This is a genomic window from Paenibacillus sp. MDMC362 (genome assembly GCF_003269305.1).
In the GTDB taxonomy this organism is placed as follows: Bacteria; Bacillota; Bacilli; order Paenibacillales; family Paenibacillaceae; genus Paenibacillus_AQ.
This window is the reverse complement of record NZ_QLYT01000069.1, coordinates 1-25,738: the sequence shown is the minus strand read 5'-3', so window position 1 is coordinate 25,738 and position 25,738 is coordinate 1. Positions and strand designations below refer to the sequence as shown.

The 25,738-nt window shown below is 52.0% G+C and carries 21 protein-coding genes and 1 other annotated feature; of the genes, 18 read left to right on the top strand and 3 right to left on the bottom strand.

The genetic code is table 11. The features are described 5' to 3' along the window. Positions 1 to 150 precede the first annotated feature (150 nt). From DP091_RS28020 to DP091_RS27960, 13 genes are all read left to right on the top strand, one after another. The gene (locus tag DP091_RS28020) at positions 151 to 1,104 is read left to right on the top strand and encodes a glycoside hydrolase family 43 protein (RefSeq protein ID WP_113061343.1); all 954 of its coding nucleotides are present in this window, start codon (positions 151 to 153) and stop codon (positions 1,102 to 1,104) included. 608 nt (positions 1,105 to 1,712) lie between these two features. Next, positions 1,713 to 3,446: an extracellular solute-binding protein gene (locus DP091_RS28015; RefSeq protein WP_113061342.1), complete on the top strand. Its 1,734-nt coding sequence runs from the start codon at positions 1,713 to 1,715 to the stop codon at positions 3,444 to 3,446. Positions 3,447 to 3,475: 29 nt separating this feature from the next. Beyond that, positions 3,476 to 4,447 carry an ABC transporter permease gene (locus tag DP091_RS28010; protein WP_113061341.1) on the top strand — a complete coding sequence of 324 codons (972 nt, stop codon included), beginning with the start codon at positions 3,476 to 3,478 and terminating at the stop codon, positions 4,445 to 4,447. 15 nt (positions 4,448 to 4,462) lie between these two features. Then, the gene (locus DP091_RS28005; RefSeq protein ID WP_113061340.1) at positions 4,463 to 5,398 is read left to right on the top strand and encodes a carbohydrate ABC transporter permease; all 936 of its coding nucleotides are present in this window, start codon (positions 4,463 to 4,465) and stop codon (positions 5,396 to 5,398) included. Between the two features lie 51 nt (positions 5,399 to 5,449). Then, positions 5,450 to 7,228, top strand: a complete 1,779-nt coding sequence (locus DP091_RS28000) for a glycoside hydrolase family 2 protein (protein ID WP_113061339.1) — start codon at positions 5,450 to 5,452, stop codon at positions 7,226 to 7,228. Positions 7,229 to 7,239: 11 nt separating this feature from the next. Beyond that, positions 7,240 to 8,244, top strand: coding sequence for an aldose 1-epimerase (locus tag DP091_RS27995; protein WP_113061338.1), 1,005 nt, complete (start codon positions 7,240 to 7,242; stop codon positions 8,242 to 8,244). A gap of 66 nt (positions 8,245 to 8,310) precedes the next feature. Beyond that, complete coding sequence (locus DP091_RS27990; protein ID WP_113061337.1) at positions 8,311 to 10,053, top strand: glycoside hydrolase family 2 protein; 1,743 nt, start codon at positions 8,311 to 8,313, stop codon at positions 10,051 to 10,053. A gap of 86 nt (positions 10,054 to 10,139) precedes the next feature. Next, positions 10,140 to 11,537, top strand: coding sequence for a family 43 glycosylhydrolase (locus DP091_RS27985; protein WP_113061336.1), 1,398 nt, complete (start codon positions 10,140 to 10,142; stop codon positions 11,535 to 11,537). Positions 11,538 to 11,779: 242 nt separating this feature from the next. Beyond that, complete coding sequence (locus DP091_RS27980) at positions 11,780 to 12,727, top strand: ArsR/SmtB family transcription factor (protein ID WP_113061335.1); 948 nt, start codon at positions 11,780 to 11,782, stop codon at positions 12,725 to 12,727. A gap of 302 nt (positions 12,728 to 13,029) precedes the next feature. Beyond that, positions 13,030 to 14,061, top strand: a complete 1,032-nt coding sequence (gene tetA(58), locus DP091_RS27975) for a tetracycline efflux ABC transporter Tet(58) subunit A (protein WP_113061334.1) — start codon at positions 13,030 to 13,032, stop codon at positions 14,059 to 14,061. Then, complete coding sequence (gene tetB(58), locus DP091_RS27970; protein ID WP_113061333.1) at positions 14,058 to 14,873, top strand: tetracycline efflux ABC transporter Tet(58) subunit B; 816 nt, start codon at positions 14,058 to 14,060, stop codon at positions 14,871 to 14,873. Before tetA(58) ends, tetB(58) begins: the two co-directional genes overlap by 4 nt. Positions 14,874 to 14,991: 118 nt before the next feature. Next, positions 14,992 to 15,222: a binding site (T-box leader), on the top strand. A gap of 91 nt (positions 15,223 to 15,313) precedes the next feature. Beyond that, positions 15,314 to 16,573 (top strand): tyrosine--tRNA ligase, encoded by a 1,260-nt coding sequence (tyrS, locus tag DP091_RS27965; protein ID WP_113061332.1) that lies wholly within the window; start codon positions 15,314 to 15,316, stop codon positions 16,571 to 16,573. Between the two features lie 254 nt (positions 16,574 to 16,827). Further along, the gene (locus tag DP091_RS27960; protein WP_113061331.1) at positions 16,828 to 17,913 is read left to right on the top strand and encodes an NAD(P)H-dependent flavin oxidoreductase; all 1,086 of its coding nucleotides are present in this window, start codon (positions 16,828 to 16,830) and stop codon (positions 17,911 to 17,913) included. 142 nt (positions 17,914 to 18,055) lie between these two features. Here DP091_RS27960 and DP091_RS27955 read toward each other — a convergent pair whose 3' ends face one another. The 3 genes from DP091_RS27955 to DP091_RS27945 all read right to left on the bottom strand — a co-directional run bounded on the left by DP091_RS27955 (position 18,056) and on the right by DP091_RS27945 (position 19,242). Continuing rightward, positions 18,056 to 18,331 (bottom strand): hypothetical protein, encoded by a 276-nt coding sequence (locus DP091_RS27955; RefSeq protein ID WP_113061330.1) that lies wholly within the window; start codon positions 18,329 to 18,331, stop codon positions 18,056 to 18,058. Between the two features lie 168 nt (positions 18,332 to 18,499). After that, the gene (locus tag DP091_RS27950; RefSeq protein WP_258394724.1) at positions 18,500 to 18,790 is read right to left on the bottom strand and encodes a helix-turn-helix domain-containing protein; all 291 of its coding nucleotides are present in this window, start codon (positions 18,788 to 18,790) and stop codon (positions 18,500 to 18,502) included. Between the two features lie 5 nt (positions 18,791 to 18,795). After that, on the bottom strand, positions 18,796 to 19,242 hold the full coding sequence (locus DP091_RS27945) for a cupin domain-containing protein (protein WP_113061328.1): 447 nt from the start codon (positions 19,240 to 19,242) through the stop codon (positions 18,796 to 18,798). Between the two features lie 218 nt (positions 19,243 to 19,460). Between DP091_RS27945 and DP091_RS27940 the strand changes: the two genes are divergently transcribed. The 5 genes from DP091_RS27940 (at position 19,461) to DP091_RS27925 (ending at position 25,372) form a co-directional block, all read left to right on the top strand. Then, positions 19,461 to 22,298 carry a winged helix-turn-helix domain-containing protein gene (locus tag DP091_RS27940; protein WP_373456958.1) on the top strand — a complete coding sequence of 946 codons (2,838 nt, stop codon included), beginning with the start codon at positions 19,461 to 19,463 and terminating at the stop codon, positions 22,296 to 22,298. A 164-nt stretch (positions 22,299 to 22,462) separates the two neighbouring features. Next, complete coding sequence (locus tag DP091_RS27935) at positions 22,463 to 23,386, top strand: NAD(P)-dependent alcohol dehydrogenase (protein ID WP_113061327.1); 924 nt, start codon at positions 22,463 to 22,465, stop codon at positions 23,384 to 23,386. Positions 23,387 to 23,740: 354 nt separating this feature from the next. Beyond that, on the top strand, positions 23,741 to 24,028 hold the full coding sequence (locus DP091_RS32155; RefSeq protein WP_258394717.1) for an HTH domain-containing protein: 288 nt from the start codon (positions 23,741 to 23,743) through the stop codon (positions 24,026 to 24,028). 32 nt (positions 24,029 to 24,060) lie between these two features. Continuing rightward, positions 24,061 to 24,678 (top strand): WYL domain-containing protein, encoded by a 618-nt coding sequence (locus DP091_RS27930; RefSeq protein ID WP_258394716.1) that lies wholly within the window; start codon positions 24,061 to 24,063, stop codon positions 24,676 to 24,678. Between the two features lie 79 nt (positions 24,679 to 24,757). After that, positions 24,758 to 25,372 carry an SRPBCC domain-containing protein gene (locus DP091_RS27925; RefSeq protein ID WP_113061326.1) on the top strand — a complete coding sequence of 205 codons (615 nt, stop codon included), beginning with the start codon at positions 24,758 to 24,760 and terminating at the stop codon, positions 25,370 to 25,372. Positions 25,373 to 25,738: the final 366 nt, after the last annotated feature.

Genomic DNA, 25,738 nt, shown 5'->3' with positions numbered 1-25,738 from the left:
TAAAATTGCATATAGACAAGGCTGGAAGACATCAGTAAGATGGGGTTTAACTTTTCGCGGGAGGTGTGAGGAGCTAAAGGGAGTCGAGGGTTGAATTGCCGTAGTGTTGATCAAAAAGCAGGAATTTCAAGGAAAAAGGGGGATAAGTAGATGGTGCATGGGCCAACATTCAACAATCCGATCGTAGAGCAAGCAGCCGATCCTTGGGTATGGAAGCATACGGACGGCTATTATTACTTTATGTCAACGAGACGCGGATATTTGGAACTGACGCAATCCGCTACCTTAACAGGCCTTGCGGAGGGCCGCAAGAAAACGATTTGGACTCCACAAGCCGGCGGACGTCATAGCTATAACCTGTGGGCGCCGGAAATTCATTATGTGGACAACAAATGGTACATTTATTTCACGGCAAATGATGGGGGAGGCGACGAGTCGCGCCAAATATGCGTGCTGGAGAACGCGGAGCCTGATCCGATGGAAGGCGAGTGGACATGGAAAGGTGCGCTGCCGACTCCCGTCCCCGGCCTGGATGGTACGGTTATGTCCATAGGGGGTCAGCTTTATTTCCTGTATGCCGGGTACGGTCACTTCCCGGATTATGGGTCCGCTATATACATCATGCGCATGACAAACCCTTGGACATTGACGGGAGATCATGTCTTACTTACTGCCCCGACCCTATCCTGGGAAAAACAAGGCGGAATGGCCATTAACGAAGGACCTGTCGTCCTTCAGCGAAACGGCCGCATCTTCCTGGTGTACTCGGCCAGCACAACCTGGTCCGAGGATTATGCGCTGGGGATGCTCACGATGGATGAAACTGCGGATCCGATGGACCCGCTTTCCTGGACTAAGTCCATGGAGCCTGTATTTTGCAAAAGCGTGGAAAACGGGGTGTATGCTACCGGCCATAACAGCTTCACGCAATCACCGGATGGCAAGGAGGACTGGATTGTCTACCATGCGCTTACAGCGCCTGGAGTAGATACGGTCTTGCGATCAACCCGCATCCAGAAATTCGGCTGGAAGTCGGATGGAACTCCGGATTTCGGCGTACCCGCCGGCGAGTCTGAGGCTCTGGCCAAACCATCCGGCGAATAATGTATGCGGATTCATAACAATCCAAGAGTAGATGGTAGTGGCAAGGGGCGGCAAATACCGCAAGGATGTAAGTGAATATTCATAGGATTCGATAAACCCCCATTTATTACAGATAATCTGTAATAAATGGGGGTTTATTACGAATAAGAGCAAAACGTGCACGACACACATATCCATAACGAGAATCGTGGATTTACAACGGAGACCCCTTTTTACATAAGGGATATAAGTCTATAAATCGTTTCTGATATCCAAGATTAAAAGTGCGGATTTTAAAAAACGAATAAATTTAGTTACGGAATTCGTGTATGAAAGCGTTGACAGAACAAAATTATATGCTTATACTTCGGTTAAAGATACAGGATAATTGTATTAAATGAGTGTGTAGGGATTGGCAATGCCGTCAATGACCATGTGAAAAAGGGGATCCATTGGAATGGCCATGAGAAGATTTGCATTTCAGACTGGGGGTGCTTAGACACTGCGAAGATGAAGGATGATAGATAGCGAGTTTTAAACGGGCACCCCTGAAAAACAACGGAATATAGATCCTCTGGGGCGCTAATGCGGAGGGTGCTCGTAATTATTCATATCATGGGAGGTTAAGCATGAACAGAACGATGAAGCGTTACTTCACTCTGTTATTCATATCCATATTGATCATTTCGACGGTAACCGCTTGCAGCGGCAAGGCAAGTAACGAGCCAGACAACACCGTAACCCAAGAGGAAAGCGTTGAGAAGAATGAGGTGACGTTCGAAGATATCAGCGGGGACATAAGAGGCAATAAAGCACCTACACAGGAACAAATCGATGAGGTCAACGGCACACTTAATGATACATACCTCGGCGATGTATTTGACGAAGTCATTCCCAGCGATTATTCTGCTTATCCCGTCAAAGGCGATGTGGTGCTGGATGTATGGATGCCTGCCAACTCCAACATCCCGGATATGAATAATCACTTGGTTCAGAAGCAGGTGGAGAAGCTCACTGGCATTAAAGTGAACTTCATTACGCCGCCCGTCGGGCAGGAAGCGGATGCCTTCACCTTGATGATCTCCTCCGGCGAGCTGCCGGATATCATCATTGACCCAGGCCGTTATCCGGGAGGCTTGGAAGCGGGGGTAAACGACGGCGCTTACCTCGATTTGACCGACCTGATGGAAAAGCATGCCCCGAATTATTCGGCATGGCGCAACTCGGACGAAACGAGAAGAAAAACGACCGTGACCGACGATGGCAGGCTGCTGGGCTTCTACGGAATCGCTCCATATTCCGAATGGATCTGGTTCGGCACGTTAATCAAGCAGGAAGCGCTGGATAAGACGGGACTTCCGGTCCCGACGACGATAGACGAATGGTATGAATTTTTGAAGAAATCCAAGGAAGTCGGATATAAAGCACCGCTGAATTACGGATCGACGTACGGCCAAATTTTTACCGGCATCATTAATGGCGCATATGGCGTCTGGGACTGGACCTTCCTGGATGAGAACGGCAAAGTCGCATGGGGGCCTGCACAGCCGAAAGCCAAGGAATATCTTGCGACCATGCAGCAGTGGAATAAGGAGGGCTTGCTGAATCGGGATTGGGCTACCGCCGATTTCAATCAACGGATGGCTAGCGCGATATCCGATGACACGGCCGTTATGATGGATTCCCCGGATACGATGTGGAGCTATTGGAAAGTGCAGAACGATATTGATTTCGTGGGGGCGCTGAATCCTGTTTTGAATAAAGGGGAAAAATCCGCAACCACCTATAAAAACTTCAAAAGAACCGGAACTGGTGCAGCCATCACTACTCAGAGCAAAAATGTCGAAGCTGCGATGGCATGGCTGGATTTCAACTTCAGCAAAAAAGGCTGGGAGCTCATTAACTTCGGCGAGTACGGGACGGTTCATTTGGTGGATGAACAAGGAATGCCTTATTATCCGGAAAACAGTTACATCTACAATGACCCGGACGGTCAGCCGGTAGACGTCACCCTTTGGAAATACCGCTGGCACAGTTGGCCGAACATTCGCGATGAGCATAATGCCAACCCGTTAATCTCGGCGAAGGGTAGCTATTCCGGAGATATCCGAAAGAATTGGACGGAAAACATGGATACCAGCATGGCGATGCCGCCGATCACGTTCACAAAAGAAGAAGCCTCTCGCGAAGCCGAGCTTGGAAACCAATTATCCACGCTGCGCGGAGAATACTTTGCAAAGATCATTATGGGCGAATTGCCGGTCGATGCTTACGATAAATTTTTGAAGGAAGCGCAGAGCATGGGGCTGGACGAATTCTTAAGTCTCCATCAGGCAGCCTTGGATCGGTATAACCAACGATAGTTTCCATAATAAGAACAGGTGGTTGATTCATGGAGATATTACAGAAAAACAAGGAACCAGGCCATGTTCGGACGCCCTCGGAGCCCAAGAATACCAAACGGTTGATTCAAAAAGATCTCAGAAAGAATTGGTTTGTCTATCTGATGGCCCTTCCCGTCGTGGCGTGGTTCTTGATCTTCTGCTATGGACCGATGTGGGGCGTGATGATCGCATTCAAGGATTTCAAGCCTTTGCTGGGCTTTGCGGACAGCGATTGGGTGGGCTTCAAGCATTTCATCGATTTTTTCTCCGGACCCTATTTTTGGAGAGTCGTCAAGAACACGCTCCTGCTGAATGTGTGGGGCATCGTGTTCGGATTTACGGCACCGATCATCCTGGCATTGCTGTTGAATGAAGTTCGTTCTTCCAAGTTTAAGCGGACCGTTCAAACCATTACGTATATGCCGCATTTTATTTCACTGGTTGTTGTGTGCGGGATCATTCACATCTTTACGGCCAATGAAGGGGTCGTTACGCAGCTGCTTTCGTTCATAACGGGAAAAGACTACTCATCCCTTCTCGGGTACTCCAATTTGTTCCGCCCGATTTATACCTTCTCCGGAATCTGGCAGAGCATCGGCTGGGACAGCATCATTTACCTGGCTGCGATGAGCTCCATCGATCCTTCATTATATGAAGCGGCCGATATCGACGGGGTCGGCAGGGTGAAAAAAATGTGGTACATTACGCTGCCTCAGATCAGTCCGGTCATCATCATCCTGTTTATCTTTGCAATCGGCGGATTGATGGCTTCCGGCTACGAGAAAATTATTCTGCTCTATAATCCTTTGATCTACGATACGGCGGATGTCATCGCTTCCTATGTTTACCGCAGGGGCTTGAGGGAAGCGAGCCTGAGTTATTCCACAGCCGTCGGATTAATAAGCTCCATCGTGAACTTCGGGCTGTTATGGATGACAAATACCATCGTGAAACGCAGATCTGAATCCAGCTTATGGTAAGAGAGAGGGAAGGTTATGGAGGATATCAAACAACTCAAAGTGAAACGAAGAAGGAAGCATAAAAGCATAGGAGACCGCGTATTCGATTTCACGAACTATACGCTGCTAACCGCCTTAACGTTGGTGTGTTTTTATCCCATATTGCATATCTTGTTTGCCTCCGTCAGCGATCCCAGCGCCTTGATGGCACATAAAGGGGTGTTGTTAAAGCCGCTGGGATTCACGCTCGACGGTTACAAGCTGGTGTTTAAAGACAACAGCCTGCTGAAGGGGTACATGAATACGATCATTTATGTTGGACTGGGCACCTTGGTCAATATGATCATGACGATATTGGGGGCGTACGTGCTCTCCAGACGGGATTTGTATTTCAAGAATTTTATCATGGTTCTGATTACGATCACGATGTTCTTTGGCGGAGGGCTGATTCCCTGGTTCCTGTTAATGAAGGATATCGGCTTGTACAACAATCTGTGGGCGATGATTCTGCCGACTGCTTTAAGCACTTGGAACATCATCATATTAAGGACCGGATTCCAATCGATTCCGAGAGAGCTGGAAGAAGCGGCATTGATTGACGGCGCAAGCCAGGCCAACATTCTGATCACGGTGATCCTGCCGCTGTCGAAAGCCACGCTGGCCGTTATCTTCCTGTATTATCTGGTCGGGAATTGGAACTCCTGGTTTAACGCAATGGTCCTGCTGAAGGACAGGGAATTGTTCCCGTTACAGCTGTTAATGAAGGAAATCCTGGTTGCCAATGATTCGACGGCCACCACGATCGGCAGCGCGGGCGGAGTCGTTATTAACAGCGCCCAGAGCTCGACCGCGTTCCGGGAGCTGGTTAAATATTGCGCGATCGTGGTTTCGACGGTGCCTATATTAATGGTGTATCCGTTCCTGCAAAAGTATTTCGTGAAAGGCGTTTATGTGGGTTCGATCAAAGGCTAGACGTTCAAACGAGCAGATAGAGAGACTGAATCATTAGGAGTGAGCAGCATCTTGACGACAGAAGTTAGCAAGGCACAAACGATTCGCAATGAATATCCGAGACCCCAGTTTCAGCGCAAAGAGTGGTTAACCCTCAATGGCGAATGGGATTTCAGTTTTGATGATGAAGCCATCGGCGAGGATGCAGGGTGGCATCGGGTGGAAGCGAAGGCTTCCTTCACGCGGAAAATCAACGTACCCTTTACGTTCCAAAGCAAGCTGAGCGGCATCGGCGACCCTTCCTTTCATGATGTGGTATGGTACCGCAGAACGTTCGACGTGCCGCAGGAATGGAACGGGAAGCGGATTGTGCTTCATTTCGGCGCCGTGGATTATTTCGCGAAAGTGTGGGTAAACGGGCATTTGGTGGCCATTCATGAAGGCGGGCATACGCCGTTCCAGGCGGACATTACGGCCGAGCTCGCGGAAGGAAGCAACACGGTCGTGCTGCGGGCGGAGGATTTCAGCCGCGACGTCACCCTGCCGCGAGGCAAACAATACTGGCTTGAGCATTCGGCAAGCATTTTCTATACCCGTACGACCGGCATCTGGCAGAGCGTGTGGCTGGAGCCGGTATCCCCGGTACATCTAAGCAAAATAAGGATGACACCCGACATTGACCGGAACGAAATTCGCATTCGGACCCTCCTTGAGGGTTACAAGTCGATGGAGAATCTCAAGCTGCAGATCACCGTATCGTATAAGGGTGAACGGGTTGCCGAAGATCAATATGCAATCCGAGACGGGGAGCAGCTGCGCACCATAGGTTTGAGTGATTTTACGGATCATGGTCTGGGACGTCTGTGGAGCCCTGAGCATCCGAACCTGTATACCATCGAATTCCGCCTTGTTCAGGATGAGAACGTCATCGATCTCGTATCCAGCTATTTCGGGATGCGCAAGGTATCGATCGAGAACGGCAAGCTATGCCTGAATAACCGTCCGTATTTTCAAAGGCTCGTGCTGGATCAAGGGTATTTCCCTGAGGGGATCCTAACGGCGCCGTCGGACGAGGCTTTGAAGCGCGATGTGGAGCTGGCGAAGGAAATGGGATTCAACGGCGTGAGAAAGCACCAGAAGACGGAGGACCCCAGATTCCTGTACTGGTGCGACAAGCTCGGCCTGCTGTTATGGAGCGAGGCGGCCAACGCATATGAATATTCCGAGTCGTATGTTCGCCGCTTCACAGCAGAATGGCAGGAGATCATTGAACGGGACTATAACCATCCTTGCATCGTTACCTGGGTTCCGCTCAATGAGAGCTGGGGAGTTCCGAATGTTCAGCTGGATAAGCGTCAGCAGCAGCACGGGCTTGCGATGTATCATTTAACGAAGTCTTTGGACGATAGCAGGCCGGTTGTTTATAACGATGGATGGGAGCATATGACCACGGACCTGGTCACTATTCATGACTACGAGAGCCGCCAGGAAGTGCTGGAGAAGCGGTATGCGACAGCCGCGTCGGCGGTGGAAGCCATGCCGGCCAACCGGAGGATATTCGTCGGCGGTGCTTCCTATGAAGGCCAACCCATCCTGGTGTCGGAGTTTGGCGGCATTGCCTTCAAGAAAAGCGATTGGGAAGGCTGGGGATATTCCGGAGCGGAGAACGAGGAGGACTTCCTGATCCGGCTCAAGGCCGTAGTGGATCCCATGTTCTCTTCCCCGGTGATCCAGGGATACTGCTACACGCAGCTGACGGATGTCGAGCAGGAGATCAACGGCTTGCTGACGTATGACCGCAAGCCCAAAGCGCCGCTTGAAACCATACGCAGCATCATGACGGGACAATAGGAGGTGGAGAAATGGACGGGACGAATGCTTATGAAGGGGTATACCATAACGAGAAAGCAGTTTATTTAAGAGCCGGGAGTTATGAGGCTATCATGCTTCCGGATATCGGGGGGAATTTGATATCGTTCCGGGACCTCGATAAGGGCTGCCGGTTTCTGCATGAACCGACGCTTGACGAAATGCCGGCGTTCAAAGCAAGGCCGATGATTCATGGCATTCCGGTGTTGTTCCCCCCCAACCGGTATCAGGATGGCCGGTTCAGGTGGAACGGCAAAGTCCATCAGCTGCCGGTTAATGAAGAGGCAACCGGTCATCATCTGCATGGATTTTTGTACAATATTCCATGGGAGGTTGATGAATACGGGCATTCCGGGCAGGAAGCTTATGTGACCGTGTCTGTCCGCGTGGATGAAGGGCATCCGGTATTCCGGAGCTTCCCGTTCCGTTTCCATATTCAGCTTCGGTACGGCTTAAGCCGGCAGGGGCTGTCCCAGCGGGTAACGATCACCAATACAGGCCAAGAAGCCATGCCGTGTCTGCTGGCGTTTCATACGTCCGTTAACGCGCCATTTACCAAGGGAGGCGACGCCCGGGATTACCGCTTAAAGCTGACCGCCGGGAAACGATGGGAGCTGGATGGCCGAATGCTGCCCACCGGCTCCCACCAGGAGCTGTCGGCGAACGAGCAGGCCATGCAAGGAGCAGGCGTTTATCCCTTCTTCGAAAGGATGGACAATCATTATACCGCCGTGGCCCAAAACGGAAGAAACCGGATGGAGCTCACCGATGGGGCGAAGAAACTGACGCTGGTCTATGACGTAGGCACCTCCTATAAACAATGGATGATCTGGAACAACGAAGCGACCGAGGGTTTCTTTTGCCCTGAGCCGCAGATCAATCTGGTCAATGCACCGAATATGGACATGGAAGCTGAAGAGATCGGATGTTTCAGCCTTGAACCGAATGATATCTGGGAAGAGACCAGCAGGCTGTATGTGAAGGAAAGTCGAGGCTAACAGCCGCGGGTGACAGTCGGCAGAAAGATAATTGCCGACAAATTAAACATAATGAAGGAGTTAAACATGACTGAATTAACACTGCCGCGTCCGGAGTACCCCCGTCCGCAATGGGTAAGACCCGACTGGATTAATCTGAACGGTTCTTGGCAATTCGAAATCGATCATGGAAAAAGTGGGAAGGAGCGCGGATTTCATGAGCCGGGACATGATCTGTCCGGAACGATCACCGTTCCTTTCTGTCCCGAAAGCAAGCTGTCCGGCGTTGAATATAAGGATTTCATGGCAGCCGTATGGTATAAGCGGGATTTTACCGTCCCTGAAGCATGGAAAGGCAGCATCCTGCTTCACTTCGGGGCTGTGGATTACGAGACGGAAGTATGGGTAAACGGTGTATTCGTAGGATCGCATCGCGGGGGATATACGTCCTTTAGCTTTGATATCACCTCGCATGTGATACCGGGGAAGAACGTAATTACCGTCTATGCGGAGGATGACGTCCGTTCCGGACGCCAGCCGCGCGGGAAACAAAGCGGACGCTTCCACTCGCATGGCTGCGATTATACCCGTACGACGGGGATTTGGCAGACGGTATGGCTGGAGCAAGTGCCGCAGGTCTATATGTCCGACATGAAGCTGGTGGGTGACCCGGATAATGGCTATGCCCACCTCGAGATTAAGATCAACGGGAACGCATCAGGCCATAAACTGACCGCATCCGCCCTGTATGAAGGGAAAGCGGTAGGGAATGCGAGTGCCGTCGTATCCGGGCCGTCCGTCAAACTCACCATTCCATTATCGGAGGTTCACTTGTGGGAGGCGGGTCAGGCCAGGCTGTACGATCTGGAATTATCCCTGCAAGGACGGGATCAGGTGTGCGACACCGTCCAATCCTATTTCGGGCTCCGAACCGTCATGCTGGACGGAATGGCCTTCCGCATCAATGGCAAATCCGTATTTCAACGACTTGTGCTGGACCAAGGCTTCTATCCGGATGGGGTCTACACCGCGCCAAGCGATGAGGATCTCCGCAAAGACATCGAAATTTCGATGGGACTCGGCTTTAACGGCGCAAGGCTTCACGAGAAGATGTTTGAACCGCGCTTTCTGTATTGGGCGGACCGGTTAGGGTATCTGGTGTGGGGAGAGCATGCGAATTGGGGATTGGACATTACCACATCGGAGGGGCTGTCACATTTTCTCCCGGAATGGCTCGAGGGCATGGAACGCGATTTCAATCACCCGGCCCTCATCGGCTGGTGTCCTTTCAACGAGACGTGGGACCGGGACGGCGCCAAGCAAAATAACGACGTGTTGCGCATTGTATACGAGGTCACGAAGAAAATGGATCCCACGCGTCCCGTGATTGATACGAGCGGCAACTTCCATGTCGTGACGGATATTTTCGATATCCATGATTACGACCAGAACCCGGAGACGTTTCAGCAGCGATATGAGCCGATGAAGAGCGGTGGAGAGGTGTACAACAGCTTTCCGAATCGGCAGCAGTATGAAGGCCAGCCTTATTTCATCAGCGAATATGGCGGCATATGGTGGAATCCGGACCAAAAAGACGAGAAGTCCTGGGGTTACGGCGACAGGCCGACATCCGAAGAAGCGTTTCTAACGCGTTATGCGGGCTTAACGAATGTGCTGCTGGATCATCCGATGATGTTCGGTTTTTGTTATACCCAGCTGTACGACGTGGAGCAGGAAGTGAACGGATTGTATACCTATGACAGACGTCCGAAATTCGATCCCGACGTGATTCGCCGCATTAATTCCCGTAAGGCCGCGATTGAAGATTGAGCCATTATTATGACCGTTATCGAAGCAGGCGGTTCATTTCTGCATGGTGTATGATTGCATATTATCCGAAAGGAACGTGACGAAGGATGAAGGTGAATTACCGGAATAAATTATTGCTCACGATATGCGCATTCCTTATTCTTCCTATGGGCCAGGCGACACATGCGGCTACGCTTCAAAATAACTTCTACAACGTGGTCATGCAGGAGGGCGCGGATCCATGGGTATATAAACACACCGACGGCTTTTACTACTTCACAAAAACGACCGGCGGAAATGTGACCATATGGAAGTCCGCGCAGCTTACGACGATTGATGCAGCTCTGACGAGGGTCGTGGAAACGGGCTGCTGCAACATCTGGGCTCCCGAATTGCATTACATCAATGGCGCCTGGTATATCTACTATGCCAAGGATGACGGGGATAACGTCAACCACCGCATGTATGTCATGGAGAACACGTCGGCGGACCCGACGCAGGGAACCTGGCAGTACAAAGGCCAGATTACGGACCCGACGAATAAATGGGCGATTGACGGCACGGTGCTGCAAACAGGCGGTCAGCTGTATTTTATATGGTCCGGCTGGGAAGGCGACACCAATGTCCGGCAGAATTTGTATATCGCCCGCATGAGCAATCCCTGGACGATCGATTCGAATCGCGTTGAAATCGCAAGGCCTACCCACAGCTGGGAAACGAACCATTCCCCGCACGTAAACGAAGGGCCTCAGGTGATTGTGCGAAACGGTCTCATCAATCTGGTATACTCGGCAAGCGGAAGCTGGACGAACGACTATTGCCTGGGCCTCATCACGGCCAGCGCAACCAGCGATCTGCTGAATCCGGCATCATGGACCAAGCGCAGCCAGCCTATATTCAAGTCCGGTAATGGTTTGTACGGACCAGGTCATCATTCGTTCACCAAGTCGCCCGACGGTACGGAGGACTGGATGCTCTATCATGTCGCCAAATACCATAATGCCGGGTGGAACCGCGAGGTTCGAATGCAGAAATTCACGTGGCATGCCGACAACACGCCAAATCTCGGCGTCCCGGTGAATCCGAATGCCCCGATAACGTTGCCTTCCGGCGAAGCAGCGCATATCCGTTACGAAGGTGAGGAAGGGACATTCGGCGGTGTCGCCTATGCATCTCAGAGCCCTAACGGCTCGGGGGGCATGAAGGCCGGGCATATCGATACGCCGGAGAGTTATGTGGAATTCACAGTTCATGCCGCGTCGGCAGGCGAATACATTCTGCTCGCCCGCACGGCGAACGGAACGGCCGGAGGGAATTGGTCCCATCTCATGCTCAGCGTAAATGCCGGTACGGCAAGCAAGTTCCATATCTCGAATAAAGGATGGGAGAACTGGGGACTGTCCACGGCGCGGATTCAGTTGAAAGCCGGCGTGAACACGATACGTTTTTCAAAAGGCGAGGGATACGGTGAAATCGACTTTATTGACATCAAGCCGTCGAATTAGGATACAACCGACGATATGGTGGGCTGATAAATAAAGAGTTGTTAGCTTGATCATGGATGGCTTCCGGTTCTCCCGGAGGCCATTTCTGGTTATGAAAGTCATGGTTTATTGTGTCCGGCTATATGATGCCTTATGGCAAGAGGCAGGAAAATGGATGGTGTAAGCCTTTCCAGCGTGATTGTTTTTCATTTCATTAAGAAGTAAAATTATTGTAATGAATATGTTTAAAGGAGAGCAGATTTGTGCTGGAACTTGGTTTTAACGACCCGGAAAGATTGGTCACGGTAGCCCATGCCTTGTCAACACGTTCTCGGGTTGATATTCTAAGGCTCTTGAATTCCAAGAACTTGAATATCATTGAAATCGCCGAGAAGCTCAAACTCCCTGTTTCAACGGTAGCGAGCAATATCAAAGTGTTGGAAGCGGCTGAGTTAATTAATACGGAATTGCTTCCGGCGTCACGTGGGGCCATGAAGGTCTGCAGCCGGAATTATGATGATATTCATATTGCGTTGAATTTGAGAAACTCGGTGCCCAAAGGAGTAACGCATGTCTATGAAGTAGAGATGCCGATTGGCCATTACAGCGATTGCGAAGTATCGCCGACATGCGGAATGGCGAATGCCGACGGGTACATCATAAAGGAAGACGAGCCGGCGAGCTTTTATCATCCCAAGCATGTTAATGCCCAGATCATCTGGCTGCGCAAGGGATATTTGGAATATTTGATGCCGATGGATATTCCGGCCGGAGCTCGCATCGAATCGCTTGAATTGTCCATGGAGATGTGTTCCGAGGCGCCCAATTATGATCATAACTGGCCTTCGAATATTTCTGTCTGGGTCAATGGCGTTGAAATCGGCATGTGGACAAGCCCCGGCGATTTCGGGGATCGGCGCGGCAAGCTGAACCCGAATTGGTGGTATGATTGGGCAACGCAGTACGGGTTTCTCAAGACTTGGCGGGTCGATCATGAGAAGACGACGCTGGATATGGAGAAAGTGTCGGATGTTACATTGGCAGAGCTGAATCTTTCCGAGAGTCCCAAATTGCGGCTGCGCATCGGCATTAAGCCCGATGCCGTCAATCAAGGAGGGCTGAATCTGTTCGGTCGCCAGTTTGGAGATCACGAACAGAATATCATCATGCAGTTGAAATATACGATGGATCAGGATGGGGAAGACCTTTAATCAAGACAAGCTTGTCTAAGTGGCCGAAGGCTTAGCTGTTGACGAAGAAGAGGCAAGTCCAGCGGCAGCTTGTTGGCGAAAGAGGTTTCCCGTTTAGATAAAGGAAAAAGTGGCAGTGCAGAAGGGATTTCTGTGCTGTCGCTTTTTTTTGTTTACCGTCAGAAGTATCTGGAGTAACACGCGAATCCTTATCGAATGAGGATCTCATAAAATAGAGCCTTTTCTTTTCCCGGTTTACATTCCGTTTAAATAGGGGTGCTACGATTCAATCATCATCCATTAGCGAAGAGGAGGAAATCATAATGGAACATGCATACAAAAAGAAAATAGAACCAAAGCCTGGCGACTTGGCCGTTGAGGCTTACGGACTGATCAAAACATTCGGCGATAACCGCGCCGTGGATGGCGTGGATCTGAGCGTGCGTACCGGAACGATCTACGGTGTGCTTGGCCCGAATGGGGCAGGCAAGACGACCACCATCCGGATGCTGGCCACCTTGCTAAGACCGGATGCGGGTTCGGCCAGAATCTTCGGACATGACGTTCAGGCGGAATCGCAGATTGTCCGTCAGTTGATCGGGGTAACCGGGCAATACGCTTCGGTGGACGAATCGCTCAGCGCTACGGAGAATCTGATTATATTCTCACGTTTGCTTGGTTTGGGGCGCAAGGAGGCAAGGCGCAAGGCGGAAGAGCTGCTTGAGGAATTCGGTTTGTCGGAAGCCGCGAAGCGGCCGCTAAAAAATTTCTCCGGCGGCATGCGGAGAAGGCTGGATCTGGCGGCAAGCCTCATTGCCCAGCCGCCGCTCATCTTCCTCGATGAACCGACGACGGGGCTGGATCCAAGGACGCGTTCCCAGATGTGGGATACGATCCGCCGATTGGTGAATACCGGTTCAACGGTATTGCTGACCACGCAGTATCTCGAGGAGGCGGACCAGCTGGCAGACCGCATCGCCGTTATCGATTACGGCCGGGTTGTGGCCGAGGGTACGGCCGATGAACTGAAGATGTCGGTAGGCACTTCCTCGCTGCATTTGACTGTCCAGGATTCGGTTGACATGGATCGCGCCCGCCATACTGTGGAACATGTGTTAGGCGTCCATGCCAATGTATCGCCGGAAGCCGGAAAGATAACGGCGCCGATGGCAAATGCGGGTCTTGTTACAGACCTGTTGATCGAGCTGCGAACGGCAGGGATCGACTTGTCCGAGATGAGTGTGCAGAAGCCGACCTTGGATGAGGTATTCCTGACGATCACCGGCCACGGCGTGAAGGAAGACGCTGCCCAAGGGTCTTATGAATCCAATGATCGAGAGGTGGCACGGGTATGAGCAGCAACATCATTCAGCCTGGAAAGGAACGTCAGCTTAAAAACCGCACGAGTTTGGGTCAAACGGTGCGAAATTCGTTGACAATGGCTTACCGCGGGCTGCTGAAGCTCCGGCGCACGCCCGAGCAGTTGTTTGACGTCACGTTTCAGCCCATTATTTTTACGTTGATGTTCACCTATATTTTTGGGGGAGCCATCTCCGGTGACGTGGCGAGTTATTTGCCCGTCATCATTCCCGGCATCCTCGTCCAGACCGTGATTACGACCTCCGTCGTCACAGGCGTTCAGCTGCGCGAGGATATGGATAAAGGCGTATTCGACCGTTTCAAATCGCTGCCGATTGCACGCATCGCGCCGCTGGCTGGTGCCCTGCTGGCAGACACGATTCGGTATACCATTGCGACGGTGCTTACCTTTACGATGGGATATATTATGGGGTACCGGCCCGAGGGCGGCTTGGGTTATGTTGCGCTTGCGGGGTTGGTCGTTATTTTGTGCTCATGGGCCATTAGCTGGATTTTTGCTTTCTGCGGCGTGATTGCAAGATCCGCCTCCGGCGTGCAGGGGATATCGATGATCGTGCTGTTTCCGCTCACGTTTCTCTCCAACGCGTTCGTGCCGGTGGACACGATGCCGGGCTGGCTGCAGTGGTTCGTCAATATGAATCCGATCTCGCATCTTGTGACAGCCGTTCGGGATCTCACCAACGCTGGCACCATGGGCTGGGATCTCACCATATCCTTGGTTGGCGCTGCGGTTATCGTGGCGATCTTTGCTCCCATTACGGTTCGTGCGTACATGCGCCGCACTTGATACCAAGGGGGCTCGCCTAACGGCGTCTCCCTATCCTGCCGGGGAAAGCAGGACTTCCGTCCGAAACGCAGGTTGACATCGATTTATTAATTCACTATACTGTCTGTAATCTTATAAGCGACATACGTTGAAAGAGCCCAGTAGCAGCTTGGTCCCTGTTCTAGAAAGCCGGGGGATGATGGAACCCGGTACACACCAAGGCGGCGAATTACACTCTGGAGTATCTCGGGTAATGCCGAGCGGAAACGACGAACGATATCTCGTCTAATGAGCGGCAGGAATGATGCGCGGCAGCGTGCAGATCATTCGTGCAATCTGGGTGGTAACACGGTTAACAATCGTCCCTATGTCTATAACAGACAAGGGGCGATTGTTTGTTTTTCAACGAGTTGGACGTTTCGTTATAAGGCAATTACTGAACTAAAAGGAGTGTTAATACTGTGAACATTATCGACGAACTGGAATGGCGCGATGCGATCAACCAACAGACGGATGCCGAAGGCCTCCGGGAGCTTACGAATGAAAAATCCATCTCGCTGTACTGCGGCGTGGACCCAACGGGCGACAGCATGCATATCGGTCACCTGATTCCCTTTATCATGCTCAAACGCTTCCAGCTTGCCGGCCATCGTCCGGTCATTCTGATCGGGGGCGCGACAGGCACCATCGGGGATCCAAGCGGACGTCAAACCGAGCGTTCCCTGCAGACGCTGGAGCAGGTCCAGGCTAACGTTGACGCGCTGACCGGACAAATGAAAAAACTCTTCGTAACCGAGGGTGACAATCAAATCCGCATGGTTAACAACTACGACTGGACGCATAAAATCAACATCATCGAATTCCTGCGCGATTACGGCAAGAACTTCAGCATTAACTCGATGCTGGCGAAGGACGTGGTTGCGAGCCGTCTTGACAGCGGGATTTCGTTTACGGAATTCTCATACCAAATCCTGCAGTCGGTCGACTACCTGCATCTGTACCAGCATGAGGACGTGCAGCTGCAAATCGGCGGATCGGACCAATGGGGCAACATTACAAGCGGCCTGGATCTGATCCGGAAGAAGGAAGGACCCGAAGCAAAGGCATTCGGCCTGACCATACCGCTCATGCTGAAGGCCGACGGCACGAAGTTCGGCAAAACGGCTGGCGGCGCGATTTGGCTCGACCCGAACAAAACGACGCCGTTCGAGTTCTACCAGTTCTGGGCGAACACCGACGATCGCGACGTTGTGAAATACCTGAAGTACTTCACCTTCTTGACCAAAGAGCAAATTGACGAGTTGGCCGAAAAGGTGCAGAGCGAGCCGCATAAACGCGAAGCGCAAAAAATGCTGGCTGAGGAAATGACGAGATTCGTGCACGGCGAAGAGATGCTGGAGCAGGCCAAGCGCATTACGGCGGCTTTGTTCAGCGGCGATATTAAATCCCTTACGGCCGATGAGATCGAGCAGGGGTTTAAGGAGATGCCGACATTCGAAGCCAAGCCGGAAACGAAGAATATCGTGGACTGGCTTGTGGATCTGGGCATCGAGCCTTCCAAGCGGCAAGCTCGTGAGGATATTACCAAAGGCGCCATCTCGATGAACGGCGAGCGTATCAGCGACGTCGGTCACGAGGTGACAGCCGACCAAGCGATCGGCGGCCGGTTCATCATCATTCGCAAAGGCAAGAAAAACTACAGCTTGGTGAAAATGTCCTAGAAGAAAGACGTTGTAGTCATCATGGAGAAGGGTCTCCCGAGCGAAAATACCCGCAAAAAGCCGCTAAACACGTTTCAAGTGCTTAGCGGCTTTCACATTATCAGGTTAGCCAGAATCTTCTGGTTGGCCTTTTTACTAGAGATGAGGAAGAATAACTTCGGAGGCTTACCCTCCTGATCTCGCCACAATAACATTTTGCTATACATTTAATAGGATGGATAATATCTGTAGTGTTAAAGGAGGTAGATGATATCATGAACATTCAACTGCAGACCGAGCTGTGCGAGCTGTTCCAAATCCGTTATCCGCTCTTTCAGGCAGGGATGGCCGGGGGACCGACGACAGTAGAACTGGTCGCCGCCGTATCTAACGCAGGCGGACTCGGCACGCTGGGTGCGGCTTATATGGAGCCGGATGCCATTCGAGGCAGCATTCAGGAAATCCGCAAGCGGACGGATCAGCCTTTTGCCGTCAACCTTTTTGTTCCCGGCGCCCGGGATCGCCATGAGCGAATCGGAGAGGTTCAACAGGAGTTAAACCGGATGCGGGATGATCTTGGCATTCCCCATGCGGGCAACGACCACGTAGCAACCCCGGATTGGTTCGAGCAGCAATTCGCGGTTCTGATCGAAGAGAAGGTGCCTGTCATCAGTACGGCATTCGGGATTCTGGATGAGCCTCATATGCAGCAAGCGAAAGCGGCTAAGCTTCGGGTTGTTGCGATGGCTACCACGGTCCGCGAAGCCATGCTGGCTGAGCAGGCAGGGTGTGATGCCGTCGTTGCCCAAGGCAGCGAAGCGGGCGGACACCGTGGAACGTTTGATATTACGGAGCATCCGATGGGGGCCCAGATCGGGACGTTTGCCTTGGTACCGCAAATCGTGGATCGCGTCAAGATCCCTGTTATTGCCGCCGGAGGCGTGATGGATGGACGGGGACTCGCAGCTTCGCTTGTTCTTGGAGCCCAAGGCGTTCAGATGGGGACGCGATTCCTGACCGCAGTCGAATCGGGTGCGCATGAGGTTTACAAGCAAGCGCTCCTTCAGAGTACGGAAGAGAGCACGGTGATCACCAAAGCGTTCTCGGGACGGCCTGCAAGGGGAATCCGCAATGCATTCATCCGGCAATGGGACGAGAGCCGCATAGAGCCGCTGCCTTTTCCTACGCAGAATACGGTGACTCGCGACATCCGAAACGCGGCTAATCGCCAAGACAACCCGGAGTATATGTCGTTATGGGCGGGGCAAGGCACCAGAGGCCTGACTTCGGGACAAACGGCAGCGGATATTGTGGCCGAGACGATCCGGGAAGCGCTGTTGATCTGCTCATTTTCTTCGTGAATCCGATCATTGGAGATGAGAGCGGTTATCCTATTTCGTTTTGGAAAACATGAAGCAGCAGGCCGCCTGAAGAAAACCCATAAGGTGGCCTGCATATCTTTTTGCTAGAAGCCGTAAGTATCTCCGCCTTCGCCGCTCCACGTCATCTCCACGAAGGATGGATTGGAAGAAGTCGCTGTTTTTTCGAATCTGATCCGTTCCTGGAGGTTGCAATGGTTCCATCCGACGCCGAGTAGGTCCCGGATACTTCAATAATGTCACCGGGATTCGCGCTGGCCAGGTAGCTCCGCAGCGTCGCGACGTCACCGGACGGGACCGTTTTGGTTGCCGCCTTTACGATATGACCAGGGTAGAATGCAAATACAAGCATGAAGCAAAATAAGGATACGATGCCAAACTTGATTGATGGCTTGATCATCATGAAACCTCCTCGCTATTTTGGACACGATTCACCGTACTGTCGCATGAATTGCCTTACAATTTTTTCTGTGGCGAAGCACATCACCTCACTTAACCAGGATCAGAATCATTGTTTAAGCGCTCTAATTATAACCCAATCCCCATACCACATTGCTGCTTGAAAATATCATAATTTCGTCTGCATTCGATACTGAAGAGGCGTCAAACCGTACTTTTTTTTGAACATGGCGATAAAGTACGAGGGGTAGTTGAATCCGGTCTGTTTACTGACGTCTTCGATTGTCAGAGAAGGCAAGCCAAGAAGCGCTCTGGCTTCCTCCAAGCGCTTGTTGTTCGTATATTCGATGATGGCCATGCCCATCTGCTCTTTGAACAGCTTGGACAAATAATTGGGAGAGAAATGAAGCTCCGCAGCCATTTCGTTAATCGTGAAGGATAGATGATAGTGCTTGCCGATCTACCTTACCATGGCGCCGACAGGCTCGATCGAAGCAGCGGGAGCAGGATACTTGAAGCCCCCGCTACGATCCGGCGGGTAAATAGGGCTATTGAAAACACCTGATTGGACCACGGGTGCTCCAGCAATTGTGAAACCGCGGTTGTTAACTGTGGGAGTGCGGTGAAGAAACGCTCGATGACGGAGGTTTTGATTTTCAGCAGGCTGCGGATGTAATTCGGCGGTACGATGAATTTAATATGGTGAATTTGAAAAGGTTTAATCAACACCAAGGTGCCGGGCTTCAGCGAGTACGTTTGATTATCGACGATATATCTTCCGGCGCCTTCGTGAATGTACAGCATCTCCAACCCTTCATGATAATGAAAATATTCTACCGGCTCGGTATGCACGCTTCGATAGTTGAACAGATACAGATTGTCACGCCAGGGAATTGAATGGTGAATTTTCATCTGAAACCTCCTTTTGTATGAATGATGGGTTCAATTACAGGCCTTCCAGCACTTCGGATACATCGTATGCCTAACCCTGCAAATCATGCTTCAGCGTTTGACCGCAGCGAGCGAATATCGCGCACAAGAGGGAGAAGGGAAAACCGGGAGGCTGTCGAACACTTTAGCATAATATATTTGTTAAAAAATGCTGCAATGACGGCATAACGGGGGTTATGATGTCCACGCCTATTTTGTCTACAAAACTGTATATGCCTTCTCCCCGATCGAGGGCGGTTGTTCGCCCCCGCCTGATCGAGCGTTTGAACGAGGGGCTGCGTCTGCAGCGCAAGCTGACCATGATTTCAGCCTCTGCAGGCTGCGGTAAAACTACGCTGCTCGGCCAATGGATCAAAGACTCCCCGCTGCCCGCCGCCTGGTTGTCTTTGGAGGAGGGGGATCGTGAGCCAGCAAGATTCCTGGCTTATCTTGTGGCCGCCCTGCAAACCGTCGGGGTTGAAATCGGAGAGGGCGTCATGAACAAACTCCAAGCGCCGTCCCCTCTTCCTCTGCCGCTCGAAAGTATCGTCACGGCCATCCTCAACCACGTATCGGCCCTGCCGAATCGGTTCATTCTGGTTCTTGACGATTACCACCTGTTGGATTCCAAAGCGATAGACAGCGCTCTTGATTTTCTCATCGAGCACATGCCGCCGCAGATGCATGTGGTTATCGCCAGCCGCCAGGATCTCGCTCTGCCCTTGGCCCGGCTGCGTGTCCGGGACCAGTTGACGGAAGTGCGGACATCAGACTTGCGCTTCACATCCGATGAAGCCTCTGAATTTCTGCGCCTCTCCATGGGACTGGATTTGTCAGCGGAGGATGCAGCGCTTCTCGAGTCGCGCACGGAGGGCTGGATTGCCGGCCTGCAATTAGCGGCGCTGTCCTTGCAGGGCCATCACGACGCTGCCGCCTTTATCCGATCCTTCGGCGGCAAGCACCGGGACGTACTGGACTACCTGGTTGAAGAAGCACTGCAGCAGCAGCCCGAGGGGGTTCAGGATTTTCTGCTTAACACCTCCATTCTTGAGCGGTTGTGTGGTCCATTGTGTGACTATGTTCTTCGGAGCGAAGCTCGTGATTCTCCGCCGAACGCTATCTCCGGGCAAGAAACCCTGGAGTACCTGGAGCGCGTCAACCTGTTCATCGTTCCGCTGGACAAGGAGAGGCGCTGGTACCGATATCACCACCTGTTCTCGGATGCGCTTCGGCAGCGTCTGGCCCGAACAGGTGCTTCTGCGGTTGGCGGAGAGAGGAACGTGTCCGAATTGCATCGTCGTGCCAGCGAATGGCATGAACGTCAAGATCTTCTGCTGGAAGCTTTCCAGCATGCAATTGCCGCGCAGGATGTGGATCGCGCCGCACGCCTTATTGAAGGGAAGGGGATACCTTTGACCTTCCGCGGAGCAATAGGCCCTGTGCTCCATTGGCTGGATTCCTTGCCTAAGGAGGAGATGGATGCAAGGCCCGCGCTACATGTCATGCATGCTTCCGCCATGTTAATGGTCGGTCAAATGACCAGTATCGAACTTAAACTTCAAGCTGCCGAAACCTATTTGCAACCTGCGGAGGACGATTATACCCGGGATCTTATAGGGCATATCGCCTCCATACGTGCTACGCTTGCTGTCAGTCAACATCAGACGGAAACCATCATGGCGGAATCGCGCCGGGCCTTGGAATTTTTGAGTCCGCATAATCTGCCCGTGCGCACAGCGACGATATGGACGCTGGGATATGCCTACCAGCTGCAGGGGGAGCGGGCCGCTGCTGGCAAGGCGTATCGGGAAGCCGTGACCATCAGTCAGAAGATTGGGCACATCATGATCAACATGATGGCGACGCTCGGACTCGGAATGATTCAGGAAGCGGAGAATCAATTATATGCAGCGGCCGAGACGTATCGGCGCGTTCTGGATTTGGCGGGCGATCCTCCGCTGCCGGCAGCATGCGAGGCGTATCTGGGACTGGCCCGAGCATGCAGCGAGTGGAATGATCTGGATGCCGCGGAACAGCATGGGCAGCAGGCCCTCCGCTTGGCCGGGCAGTTCGAGCATATCGACAGGGGCGTGGCCTGCGAGGTGTTCCTCGCAAAGCTGAAGCTTGCACGGGGAGCGGTGAACGAAGCGGCTGCCATGTTAGACAAGGCGGGTCACTCCGCCCGTCAGCATCATTTCACGCATCAGCTGCCCCATATTGCCGAGGTACGGGTGCTTGCCCTGCTGCAGCAAGGGGATTTCAGTTCAGCGTTGCAGCTTGCCCAGAAGTTTGAGCTCAAGCTAAGCCTAGCCAGAGTGCTGCTGGCACAGGGGGATACGGCGGCAGCGCTGGTGATCCTCGAACAGCTGCGGACGGATATGGAAGTTAAGGAATGGGTGAACGAACAGCTTAAGGTGATGGTGCTGCAGGCTTTGGCCTTTCACGCCCATGGGGAAAAACGGAGAGCGGCACAGGTTATTGCGGATGTGCTGGAGATGGGCGAGCCGGGTGGTTTCATCCGGATGTTTATCGATGAAGGGGAGCCGATGCGGGAATTAATAAGCGCAGCAGCTTTGAGCAAAACGAGGCAGAAGATAGATAAGCCGAAGCAGTGGCCATTAAGTGAGGTTGTAAACAAGCCGAAGCAGAAGTTGTTAAGTGAAGCTGTAGACGAACCGAAGCAGCTGCCCTTAAGAGGAGCTGTAGACAAGCCGGAGCAGAAGCTGTCATGGCCCATCCATGACTATCTGGAGCGACTGCTGCATGCATTTGAGGCTGAAGGACTGGAACGTGGAGTCACATCCGTATTCGTTCCCGGGTTTGTTCAACCTGCGAATTCTCTGATTGAGCCGCTAAGCCGGCGGGAAATGGAGGTTCTGCGTCTCATTGCCGAGGGGCTATCGAATCGTCAGATTAGCGAGAGGCTTTTTATTACGCTCAGCACCGTGAAAGGGCATAACCGGATAATTTTCGATAAACTCCAGGCCACGCGCCGTACCGAAGCAGTAGCGCGAGCGCGAGAGCTGGGTTTACTATAAGGTGACAATCGTAGTATAGATACTCATCTATAGCTACCTCCTTTCCAATACCGCTATTCATGAGAAAACCATACTGCTATTCATGAAAAACCGTACTTAAGTATCTACGTTCCGGTACCTGAAGGCAGATATACTGATTGCAAATGCCAGTTTGGAGGAAACCCATGAAAGCAATGGTATGCACCGCATACGGAGCACCGGATGTTTTACAGTTGCAAGAGGTAGAGAAGCCGATCCCAAAGGATCGCGAAATTCGGATCAAAATTTATGCAACCACCGTCAATTCGGGGGATTGCCGCGTGCGGGGATTTCGCAGCCCTCTTTTGTACAGGATTCCCATGCGGCTGGTGCTGGGTCTGAGAAAGCCAAGACAACCGATACTCGGGGTAGAGCTGGCGGGGGAAGTCGAAGCGGTTGGCAGGGATGTTTCGAGATTCAAGGTAGGCGATCAGGTCTTGGCATTCAGGGGAATGCGATTCGGTACGTATGCCCAATATATCTGCATGCGTGAAGATGCGTTATTGCTGTTAAAGCCCGATCATGTGACTTATGACGATGCCGCCGCCGTATCTTTCGGAGGAACGACCGCCCTGCATTTTCTTAGAAAAGGGAATATCCGGCAGGGGCACAAGGCTCTGATTTATGGAGCGTCCGGTGCGGTTGGGACGTTAGCCGTTCAGCTTGCTAAGCAACATTATGGAGCAGAGGTAACCGGCGTTTGCAGTGCCGTGAATGTGGGGCTGGTGAGGTCGCTCGGAGCCGATCGGGTTCTTGATTATACAAAAGAAGACATTACGACGACCGGTGATCGATACGACATTATACTGGACGCGGTCGGTAAACTGCCGAAATCCAGATGCAAGCATTTGCTCACCCCGGGCGGGAGCTATGTAACCGTTGAAGGGCAGGGGGTGGCCAAGGTGCTGATGGAGGATCTGAGATTGCTGGCGGAGCTGCTGGGAACGGGGAAGATCAAGCCGGTCATCGACAGAAGGTATGCATTGGAGCAAATGGCCGAGGCGCACCGGTATGTGGATGAAGGACGCAAGAGGGGCAGCGTTGTCATCACGGTGGACCATGATCATTGAGACAAAGTCATCATTCACGTCGGGGCATGGTGTTAAGACAGCTGATGGCTGATAAATCAAGGCATCAATCAAGGTTATTGACAACCATTAAAGGATATAGACAGAGCCATTAAAGGATATAGACAGACATTCAAGCATGCTCTGGCCCACTCACCGTGCGGACACAGGCAGCAGTGCCGCACGATGTACTCATTTACTAGCCGATCCTGCAGAGGGTCGGCTTTTCTCATCGGAATGTGGGAGATCGATTACCATTCGGATTAGAGCGGGAAGAAAGCTCAAAACCTTCTACTAGAAATTGATATATAATGTGATCATATATATGAATTCCAAGGGAAGGGCTGCTGCATAACGATGTCTAAAGCCGATAATATGCTGGCGATGCTATGGCTGCTGAAATCGCGAAGAAAAATGACCGCTAAACAACTATCGGAGGAACTGGGCGTACATATCCGGACGGTTTACCGGTGCATTGACGCGAGATTGGGCGCGATGGAGGCTACTCCATCCCGGAGCATATCAAGCTGGAGCCGCTGTTTTTTGAGGCCGATGAGCAAAAGGCGCTTCTTCACGCCGCCGCATTCGCGCGGGAAGCGGGTTATCCATTCGAAGAGCCGCTTAATCGAGCCGTTTCCAAAATAAAACGATATACGAATCCCGAGCAGCTGGAGCGTTTGGAGCGCCACGAAAGCAGTATGGAGGCCATCCATCCTCCTACAGCATCTTCGCTTACGAGGATACTGCATGAGATCGAGGCGGGGATCGACCGGCAATCCAGCCTCGAGATCGACTACACTACAGGCTATGACGGTATAACACAACCACGCACCCTGGATCCTTACGGACTCGTTCATTGGAAAAGCAAATGGTACGCGGTAGGCTATTGCCATCTGCGCGGTGAAATTCGCTGCTTCCGTGTCGACCGTATGCGCGATATCCGGCATACCGACAACGCGTTTGACCGTCCGGCGTCGTTTTCCCCGCGGGAATACGTATTGGACAGCTTGCTATCGGGGCAAGGTTCCGAATCCAATCCTCATTTGGTTTCCGTACATATCCAAGGCCTCCCTCAAGCTTTGGACGATTTATGCGCGCATTGGCTGCTCAGTCAAGCCCTCGTCGAACGTACGGCGGAGCATGCGGTGTTCAGGCTGGATGAGCATGCGTTATATACGCAAGTTGCCTATTACCTATTGTCATTTGGCGGGAAGATTCGAATCATCGGGCCCAAGGAACTGAAATCAGGCATGATCGACATTGCGGAATCCCTCTTAACATATTATCAATCCTGAAGATAAACACTGACCTTCTTTGTCAGTGTTTGTATTATATAATAAACTCCATCAGATAGTGTAGGGAGGGGAGAGCACGGTGGCAGGCACGATTTTTAAACAAGAAGTGATGAAGGCAACCGAACGTTCGTGGGAGGAATGGATTGTGGCCCTTGGGCAGAAAGTGGGCCCGCTCTGGTCACACGAGCAGATCCGAAACCATATCGTTGAGCAGCATCAGGTATCCGGGGAATGGGGCGAGTGGATCGCCGTCATGTATGAGCAGGTCATGGGGCGGGTGCCGGTCGGCTTATCCAAAGATGCCGGGGTGCAGATCGGGGTCAGAAAGACGATGGCGGTGGCAAAAGAGAGCGTTTGGGATTTCCTCATGTCTTCGGAGGGACTGTCGTTATGGATCGGTGATGTCCCTTCTCTGGAGCTGCAGGTCGGGCATGAGTATGAATCGAAGGAAGGCGTGTCCGGCAAAATAACGGTGGTCGTACCCTACCATAAGCTGCGCTTGACTTGGAAACGCAAGGAGTGGGACAACCCGTCCCGGCTGCAAATCTATGTGTTGTCCACAAATACCGGAAAAACAACCATCGCGATTCACCAGGAGATGCTGGATGACGTTTATATGAGAGAGATCATGAGGCGTTATTGGGATGAGATGTTGACGACACTGCAAAACCGGGTGATGGGCCGAACTGAATAGACTCCACTATATGGACCTTAGGGTTTATCAACAGGATTGAATTGAGGGGCAGATTGTATCGATCATCGGATTAGAAGGGCAAATTGTATCGATCATCGGATTAATTGAAGGGCATATTGTATCGTTAGGGGTACGCATGTTGCCCGAGGAATATCAGGCCGCTGTATGAGTGTGTTGGGTATCTGAAGGAACCGATGCATGCTCACGTTAGGTACTGCCATTACAAGCGGAGTTTAGAGATGTTTAGGGGATGAGCGGCGTTTAGAGATGTTTTAGATGAGGCGTGGTCTCGCGGTTGGCTAGTGCAACATTATGAGGACAGAGGTTCCGCTATTACGTCTGGATGGGTGGGTTATGAGTAATATG